This window comes from Streptomyces sp. NPDC005899 (assembly GCF_040629645.1).
Taxonomy (GTDB): domain Bacteria; phylum Actinomycetota; class Actinomycetes; order Streptomycetales; family Streptomycetaceae; genus Streptomyces.
Genome location: NZ_JBEXWB010000295.1, coordinates 1 through 8,120, shown reverse-complemented (window position 1 = coordinate 8,120; position 8,120 = coordinate 1). Strand labels below are relative to the sequence as shown.

Annotated in this window: 9 protein-coding genes; 5 read left to right on the top strand and 4 right to left on the bottom strand. The window is 73.8% G+C overall.

The window, feature by feature from the left end; genetic code table 11:
• The coding region (locus ABZ371_RS25490; protein ID WP_358683674.1) for a DUF445 domain-containing protein at nucleotides 1-1,405 on the top strand (1,405 nt) is incomplete at its 5' end.
• Between the two features lie 158 nt (nucleotides 1,406-1,563).
• Here ABZ371_RS25490 and ABZ371_RS25485 read toward each other — a convergent pair.
• On the bottom strand, nucleotides 1,564-1,866 hold the full coding sequence (locus ABZ371_RS25485; RefSeq protein ID WP_358683672.1) for a hypothetical protein: 303 nt from the start codon (nucleotides 1,864-1,866) through the stop codon (nucleotides 1,564-1,566).
• A 304-nt stretch (nucleotides 1,867-2,170) separates the two neighbouring features.
• Here ABZ371_RS25485 and ABZ371_RS25480 point away from each other — a divergent pair, with 304 nt between their 5' ends.
• Nucleotides 2,171-2,704 (top strand): hypothetical protein, encoded by a 534-nt coding sequence (locus ABZ371_RS25480; RefSeq protein WP_358683670.1) that lies wholly within the window; start codon nucleotides 2,171-2,173, stop codon nucleotides 2,702-2,704.
• A gap of 40 nt (nucleotides 2,705-2,744) precedes the next feature.
• On the opposite strand, the gene ABZ371_RS25475 is transcribed toward ABZ371_RS25480, so the two are convergent.
• The 3 genes from ABZ371_RS25475 to ABZ371_RS25465 form a co-directional block, all read right to left on the bottom strand.
• The gene (locus ABZ371_RS25475; protein WP_358683668.1) at nucleotides 2,745-3,524 is read right to left on the bottom strand and encodes a DeoR/GlpR family DNA-binding transcription regulator; all 780 of its coding nucleotides are present in this window, start codon (nucleotides 3,522-3,524) and stop codon (nucleotides 2,745-2,747) included.
• A gap of 28 nt (nucleotides 3,525-3,552) precedes the next feature.
• Nucleotides 3,553-4,407 carry a class II fructose-bisphosphate aldolase gene (locus ABZ371_RS25470; protein WP_358683666.1) on the bottom strand — a complete coding sequence of 285 codons (855 nt, stop codon included), beginning with the start codon at nucleotides 4,405-4,407 and terminating at the stop codon, nucleotides 3,553-3,555.
• A gap of 165 nt (nucleotides 4,408-4,572) precedes the next feature.
• Nucleotides 4,573-5,439 carry a helix-turn-helix transcriptional regulator gene (locus ABZ371_RS25465; protein ID WP_358683664.1) on the bottom strand — a complete coding sequence of 289 codons (867 nt, stop codon included), beginning with the start codon at nucleotides 5,437-5,439 and terminating at the stop codon, nucleotides 4,573-4,575.
• Nucleotides 5,440-5,577: 138 nt separating this feature from the next.
• On the opposite strand from ABZ371_RS25465, the gene ABZ371_RS25460 reads away from it, so the two are divergent.
• The 3 genes from ABZ371_RS25460 to ABZ371_RS25450 all read left to right on the top strand — a co-directional run bounded on the left by ABZ371_RS25460 (nucleotide 5,578) and on the right by ABZ371_RS25450 (nucleotide 8,043).
• Entirely contained in the window at nucleotides 5,578-6,273 is a 696-nt protein-coding gene (locus ABZ371_RS25460; RefSeq protein ID WP_358683662.1) for an SDR family NAD(P)-dependent oxidoreductase, read from the top strand.
• A gap of 79 nt (nucleotides 6,274-6,352) precedes the next feature.
• Entirely contained in the window at nucleotides 6,353-6,829 is a 477-nt protein-coding gene (locus tag ABZ371_RS25455) for a GNAT family N-acetyltransferase (RefSeq protein WP_358683660.1), read from the top strand.
• Between the two features lie 236 nt (nucleotides 6,830-7,065).
• Nucleotides 7,066-8,043 (top strand): Ku protein, encoded by a 978-nt coding sequence (locus tag ABZ371_RS25450; RefSeq protein ID WP_358683658.1) that lies wholly within the window; start codon nucleotides 7,066-7,068, stop codon nucleotides 8,041-8,043.
• The last annotated feature ends 77 nt before the right edge of the window (nucleotides 8,044-8,120 follow it).

Below are 8,120 nucleotides of genomic sequence, written 5' to 3'. Positions count from 1 at the left end.
CCCCGCTCTTCCGTTCTCCGGTTTCCACCCGGCCGGGGGCCCGGCACCGGCCCGGGGGCCGCGGGGGGGGGCCCCCGGCGGCCGGCCCCCCCCGGGGGGCGCCGGGGCCGCGCCCGGCGGCAGGCCGGGGGCGTCGCTCGGCGGGTTCGCGTACACGGCCGCCGACGAGGAGAAGCGGCGCGGGGTGCGCCGTATGAAGACCACCGCCACCGGTCTGCTCCTCCTCGTCGCGCTCGTGTACGTCCTCGCCACCTGGGCGAGGCACACGGGTGTGGGCGGCTGGCCGGGCTACGTCGCCGCGGCCGCCGAGGCGGGAATGGTGGGTGCGCTGGCCGACTGGTTCGCGGTCACGGCCCTGTTCCGCCGCCCGCTGGGTCTGCCCATCCCCCACACCGCCATCATCCCCACCAAGAAGGATCAGCTCGGGGCGTCCCTCGGTTCCTTCGTGGGCGAGAATTTTCTCTCCGGGGACGTCGTTCGTGACCGGATCCACGCTCTGGGGGTCGGCGCGCGCCTCGGGGCGTGGCTGTCCGAGCCGGAACACGCGGACCGGGTCACCGACGAACTGGCCACCGCGCTGCGGGGGGCGCTGACCGTGCTCCGGGACTCCGACGTGCAGGCGGTGGTGGGCGAGGCGATCACCCGGCGGGCGGACGCGGTGGAGGTCGGCCCGGGCATAGGGCGGATGCTGGAGAGGATCGTCGCGGACGGCGGCCACCGCAGGGTCGTCGACCTCGTCTGCGTACGCGCCCACGACTGGCTGGTCGAGCACGAGGCGTCCGTCATGGACGCCGTCCAGGGCGGTGCGCCGGGCTGGACGCCGCGCTTCGTCGACAAGCGGGTGGGGGAGCGGGTCTACAAGGAACTGCTGCGCTTCGTCACGGAGATGCGCGACATGCCGGGGCACCCCGCGCGCGCCTCGATCGACACCTTCCTGACCGACTTCGCGTCGGACCTGCGCACGGACGCGGACACCCGGGCCCGGGTGGAGCGGCTGAAGTCGGAGATCCTGGGCCGTGGCGAGGTGCAGGACGTCATCGCCTCCGCCTGGTCCTCCGTCCGTTCGATGATCATCGCGGCGGCCGAGGACGAGCGGAGCGAGCTGCGGCTGCGGGCCCGGGCCTCGCTGCTGTCGCTCGGCTCCAGGCTGTCGACGGACGAGCGGTTGCAGGCCAAGCTGGAGGGCTGGCTGGAGGACGCGGCGGTGTACGTCGTCACGACGTACCGCACGGAGATCACGTCCCTCATCAGCGACACGGTCGCCGGCTGGGACGCCGACCAGACGTCGAAGAAGATCGAGGCGCACATCGGCCGGGACCTGCAGTTCATCCGGATCAACGGCACGGTGGTGGGCGCGCTGGCCGGCCTGGTGATCTATTCGGTCTCGCGGGCACTGGGGGCGTAGGGAGCGCGCCGGGGGCGCACCCGGCCTGTCGTACGGGAGCGCCCCCGGGTCACGCGGGGGAGTTGCCGTTCAGTACGCACCCGGCGGCGCCCGTGTTCAATCCCCTGGCACGAAGATTCTCGGTACGGACTTCCCGTACCGGGGGAGCCCCCGGGCTGTCAGGCGCTGCGCCGGGTGACCGTCCAGGAGGCCGCGGCCACGGCGCCCGCCACGGTGAAGACGGCGGGCCAGGCGCCGACCTTCTTGGCGAGCGGGTGCGAGCCCGCGAACGCTGCCACGTAGGCGGCGCTCAGTCCGGCCGCCGCCCGGGCCCCCGCCTGCCGGTTCCACTCGTAGGCGGCCACCGAGCCGGCCGCGGCCAGGGCCACTCCGCCCAGCGGGCGCTTCTTCGTCCACCGTGCGATCGCGTACCCGCCGACGAGTCCGCCCGCCGCCACCGCCGCTGCCGGGACCTTCGCCATAGCCGCCGCCTCCACTCGTCTCGTAGCCGATCCGGATCAGGATCGATCCGAGGCTAACGCGCCGGCCGGGCCCCCCACCTCCCGGGGGCCCAGGGGCGCCTCCTCGGGGCCCACGGGCGTTCGCCACGCTCTCGTACCACCCGCCGGGCGTGCACGCGGCGCCTCCACCGCCGGGCCCGGACGCCTCGCAGAGGCGCACGGGCCGGACCCGCGGAGGCCGGTCACGGGGCGAGGCCCTCCCGGGCCCGTGCGGGTGCGGAGCGGGGACGACGTAAGGTCTGGGAAACCTGTCGAGGGGGGCCTCATGTCTGTCCGTACCGCTCTGCGTACCGCGATACCCGTCATGGTTCTGGGGGTGTGCCTGTCGGGCTGTTCCCTGCTCGCGAGCACACCCGAACCCGCAGCCACCGCAGCCACCGCCGGGCCGGCTGCCTCGCCGACCGCCGCACGGGCGGACGCTTCGGCGGAGGCCGGGGCCACGGCCACCGCCGGCGGGGACACCGGGGCGCACGCGGGCGGGCCCGCCCCCTCGCTGGTCCGCGACGCCTTCGCCGGGCTCCAGGCGACCCTGGGCGACACCTGTACGCCCGGCGCGGGGGACTGCGCCTACTTCCTGGGCCGGGTGGACGACGAACTGGCCCGCCTGGACGGCGCCATGAGAGCCGACCCGCAGGGCCCGGGCCACTTCGAGGAGCCGCTGGCCTGGCTCACCACGCTGCGCACCACGCTCGGCGACGACGCCTCCACCCAGGAGCTGGAGGCGCATCGGGACGAGCTGATCGGCACCCGGGACCGCGTCAACACCTGGATGCAGGGCCACCCGGAGGACTACCGGTGACGGTCCGTCAGGGCGGCGTCACGCCTCCACCGGCCGGACGTCAGACACGTCGTACGTCGACGCCGAGGGCGGTGAACTCCTCCACCACGTCGTCCGGGGCGTCCCGGTCGGTGACCAGGATCGACACGGCGCCCGTCCCGCACACCTGGGCGAAGGCCCGGCGCCCCAGCTTCGCCGAGTCGGCCACCACGACGACCGTGTTGGCGCACTCGGCGAGCGCCCGGTTCGCGCCCGCCTCGGACTCGTCGTGGGTGGCGGCCCCGAAGCGGGGGTGCACGGCGTCCACGCCGAGGATCGTGTAGTCCAGGGCCAGGGTCCGCAGGACCGAGTCCACGAGCGGACCGACGAGTTCGTAGGAGTTGGGGCGGGCCACTCCGCCGGTGACGACGATCTTCACCTGGGGGCGGACCGCCAGCTCGTTGGCGATGTTGATCGCGTTCGTCACGACGGTCAGCGCGGTGCCCCCGCCGGGGGGCTCCGGGCGCACGGCGAGTTCCCTGGCCACCTCGGAGGCCGTCGTGCCGCCGTTGATGCCGACGGTCGACCCCGAGGGGATCAGTTCGGCCGCTGCCCGCGCGATGCGCTGCTTCTCGTCGGCCTTGCGGGCCGCCTTGTAGCGCAGCGGCAGGTCGTAGGCGACGCTGCTCACCACCGCGCCGCCCCGGGTGCGGGTCAGCAGATTCTGCCGGGCCAGCTCGTCCAGGTCGCGGCGGACCGTGGCGGCGGAGCAGCCCAGCCGCTCGGCGGCGTCGAGCACGTCGAGGTGGCCCTGGTCGCTGAGGATCTCCAGCAGCCGTGCCCATCGCGTGTGTGCCGCCACCCGGTCCTCCTCGTGCTCGCCGCCGACCTTATCGCGCCGGGTCCGCGCCGGTGCCGGCCAGTACCCGCAGCAGGCGCGTCACCTCGGCGGCGACGGCGTCGCGGGCCGGGCCGAGGTACCGGCGGGGGTCGGCCGCGTCGGCGTGCGCGTCGAGGTAGGTGCGCACGGCCCGGGTGAACAGCTTGTTCAGGTGGGTGGAGATGTTCACCTTCGTCATGCCCGCGGCGACGGCCTCGGCCAGTCCGGCGTCTCCGACGCCCGAGGAGCCGTGCAGGACGAGCGGGACCCGTACCGCCTGGCGGAGCCGGGAGATGAGCGCGAGGTCGAGGACGGCGTCGCGGGTCAGCATGGCGTGCGAGCTGCCGACGGCCACGGCGAGGGCGTCGACGTCCGTGGCGTCGACGAACGCGCGCGCCTCGTCCGGATCGGTCCGCGTCCCGGGGGCGTGCGCCCCGTCCTTGCCGCCTATCTCGCCGAGCTCGGCCTCCACCCGGACGCCGTGGCCGTGGCAGTGGTCGGCGATCGCACGGGTCGCGGTGACGTTGCCGTCGTACGGGAGCGTGGACGCGTCGTACATGACGGACGTGAAACCGAGGCGGACGGCCTCGTGGACCAGGCCGGCCGACCGGGCGTGGTCGAGGTGCACGGCCACCGGGACGCGGGAGGCCCGGGCGACGGCGAGCGAGGCGAGCCCGATGGGTTCCAGGGCGCCGTGGTAGCGGACGGTGTTCTCGCTGATCTGGAGGATCACCGGAAGTCCGGCCGCCTCCGCCCCGCTGACGATGGCCTGCGCGTGTTCGATCTGCACCACGTTGAAGGCCCCGACGCCCCTCGCTCTCGTCCGGGCCTCGAGGGTGATGTCACCGGTGGATATGAGCGGCATGGGCTTCCCTCGCAGGTACAGGCTGCATGAATCCAAGCGGGCAATGCTCGAAGTTGCTCATTTATAGCGTGTTCCGAGCAGCTTGAAAAACATCAGCCGCCTCGGCCGGTGGCCGGAGGCGGCTGGGGAGAGCCGGAAGGGGGATGTGCGGACCGTGCGGGCGTCCTACGCCACGGGGCCGGCCGTCGGCATGGCCTGGATGCCGATGACGTCGAGGAGCCTCAACCGGTCGGCGCTCTCACTGCCGGGCGCCGCCGTGTGGGCGACGACGCGCAGGTCGCTGCCGGCCGCGACGAGCACGTCGCAGTCGAGGGCGAGGACGCCCACCTCGGGGTGGTGGACGGTCTTGTTCGCCGAGACGTGGACGCCCACGATGCCCGAGTCCCACAGGTCGGCGAACGCGGTGAAGGTCTGGCGCAAGTCCCTGACCAGAGTGCGCAGTCCGGCGTCGGAGGGGTAGCGGGCGGTGGCCGCCCTGAGATCACCGGTCATGGCCGCCTCGAAGGCGGACTCCTGCTGGGGGGTGTGCCTGACCCGGTCGAACAGCCCGGCGAAGTGGCGCCAGACGACGTTGCGTTCACGGCCCCGCAGGGCGGACGGGTCCCCGAAGAGGGCCGCCCACGGGCGGTTCCACTCGAGCAGGTTCCAGGCGGCGTCGTGGACGCTCAGGGGGGCGCCGCCCAGTTGGTCGATGAGGCGGCGCAGCCCGGGCGGGACGTGGACGGGGATCTGGCCGGGGCCGGGTACCGGCTGCCCGGCGAGCAGGTAGAGGTGCTGGCGCTCGGCGTCCGACAGGCGCAGGGCCCGGGCCAGTGAGGCGAGGACCTGCGGGGAGGGCGAGGTGGCCCTGCCCTGTTCGAGGCGGGTGATGTAGTCGACCGACAGGCTGGCGAGCTGGGCCAGCTCCTCGCGGCGGAGCCCGGCCGCCCGCCGTACCCCCGCGGTGGGCATTCCGACGGTCGCGGGGGAGAGCCGGTCGCGCCAGCCGTGCAGCGCGTCGCCCAGCTCCTTGCACCTCTTCGTCTCGCTCACCGTTCCAGTATCCGGGGAGCGACCGCCGACAGCCTGGTACTGCCGGTCCCCATGCTGCGGGAGGTACTGCCTGTGCGCGGCCGGGACGGGGACGGTGGAGGCATGACCCACTCACCGACCGGATCCCGGAGCGAGAACATGACCGTCACACTCATCACCGGCGCGAACAAGGGCCTGGGTTTCGAGACCGCGCGGCGCCTCGTCGAAGCCGGGCACACCGTGTACGTCGGAGCCCGCGACGCCCGGGGCGGGCAGGAGGCGGCGGCACGCCTCGGCGCGCGTTCCGTCACGATCGACGTCACCGACGAGAAGTCCGTCGAGGCCGCCGCCGCCTTCGTACGCGAGGACGCGGGCCGCCTGGACGTCCTGGTCAACAACGCCGGCATCATCGGGGCCCGCAAGCCGGTGGGCGAGGTGACCGGGGACGACATGAGGGACACGTACGAGACGAACGTCTTCGGGGCCGTCCGCGTCACCCGCGCCTTCCTGCCGCTGCTGGAGGCCGGTGACGCGTCGGTCGTCGTCAATGTCGGCAGCGGTCTCGGCTCGATCGCGGCGACCACCGATCCGGAGCGGGTCGAGTTCCACGTGGCCGCCCTCGACTACAACTCCTCCAAGACCGCCCTGGTCATGGTGACGTCGCAGTACGCCAAGGCGTACCCCCGCATCAGGTTCAACGTCGTCGACCCCGGATACACGGCGACCGATCTCAACGCCCACCAGGGGGTCAAGACCGTGGAGGAGGGCGCGGAGGTCATCGTGCGCCTGGCCTCCATCGGCGCCGACGGCCCCACCGGCGGCTTCTTCGACGAGGACGGCCCGGCCGCCTGGTGACCGGCCGCGACCGGGGGCAGTCGGGCCCGACGCGGAAAACGGCTGGCCGGAGTGCGGGGGGCGCCCTTACCGTGCGCCCATGACAGCGCGACTCCGCCTGGAGAAGGTCACCCCCGAGAACGTCCTCGACGCCTGCCGCCTGGAGGTGGCGCCCGAGCAGGCGGGTTTCGTCGCCCCGGTCGCCCGGTCGCTGGCCGAGGCGTACGTCCAGCCCGAGACCGCCTGGCCGCGGCTGATCGCCGACGGCGACCGGCTGGTCGGCTTCGTGATGGCCTTCTTCGACGTACGGTTCGACCCGGACGATCCCGCGGACCGGCCCCGCTCGGGGCTGTGGCGCCTGGCCGTCGCCGCCGGCGAACAGCGCCGGGGGTACGGCCGCTTCGCGGTCGGGGCCGTCTGCGAGGAGATCCGGCGACGCGGGCAGGACCGCGTCACGGTCACCTGGGGGCAGGGCGAGCACGGCCCCGAGGGGTTCTACCGGCGGCTCGGCTTCCGCCTGACCGGCGAGACGAGCGGTGACCAGGTAGTCGGCGAGCTGGACCTGACGCGCGGGTGAGCGAGGGGGCGGCGTCAGCGGCGGTGGAACGCCCCGCGTGACGGAGGGCCCCTGACCGGTGGCACACCCCCCGGAGGGGTGTGATCCACATGCGGGTCCCGGGACGCCGCGTGAGGATCGGTGGTACGGGCGGTGGCCCGGGCGCGCCCTGACCCTCTCGGGTCGGTTCTCCCTTCCGGGCGCCCCGGTCCGCCTCCCGGCCCAGCCACCGGGGGGTCTGGAGTCTGGAGGTACGGATGCCGCGGCCCCTGTGGACCGGAGCGATCAGCTTCGGGCTCGTCACGATCCCGATCAAGGTGGTGTCCGCCACCGAGAACCACTCGCTCTCGTTCCACCAGTACCACGCGCAGGACATGGGCCGGATCCGCACCCGCAAGGTGTGCGAGCTCGACGGCGAAGTGCTCTCGCAGGACGAGATCGGCAAGGGCTACGAGGTCGCCAAGGACCGGACCGTGCCCGTCACCGACGAGGAGCTCGACCGGATGCCGCTTCCGACGGCGAAGGCGATCGAGATCGTCGCGTTCGTCGACGCCGGGGCCGTGGACCCCGTACGCATCAGCGAGAGCTACTACCTGGCCGTCGACGGCCAGGTCGCGGCGAAGCCCTACACCCTGCTGCGCAAGGCGCTGGAGCGGAGCGACAAGGTGGCCGTGGCGAAGTTTGCCTGGCACAACCGGGAGCGGCTCGGCCTGCTGCGGGTCCGGGAGGACGCCATCGTGCTGCACGCCATGCGGTGGCCCGACGAGATCCGCAGCCCCGAGTCCCTGGCGCCCCGGGACGTCCAGCTGGACGAGGACGAGATCGACCGGGCGGTCCAGCTCACCGACACGATGGCCCTGGACGGCGTCTCCGGCTTCCGGGACCGGTACCGGGAGGCCCTGGAGGAGCTGCTCGCGGCCAAGTCCGAGGGCAAGGAGCTGCCGCAGCCGCGCGAGGGCGAGGAGGAGGAGCCGGGGAAGGTCATGGACCTGATGGCGGCCCTGAACGCCTCGGTGAAGGCGGCCCGGGAGACGCGCGGGGAGGAGCCGGAGGGCGAGCACGCGACCGTGCACGAGATGAAGTCCCGGGAGCCGCGCACCCGCAAGAAGGCCGCACCGGCGGCGAGGAAGGCGGCGGGTGACAAGGCGGCGGGCGAGGGCGGGACGACGAAGTCCGCCGGCCGGAAGCGGCAGCCCGCCAGGAAGACGGCGGCGAAGAAGCGGACCGCTTCCTGACCGGCCCCCCGGGCCCCTCCGCCCCGGCTCGCGGTGCCCGGCGGGCCGCCCGCGGCCCCTGCGGTGGTGGGCCGGAC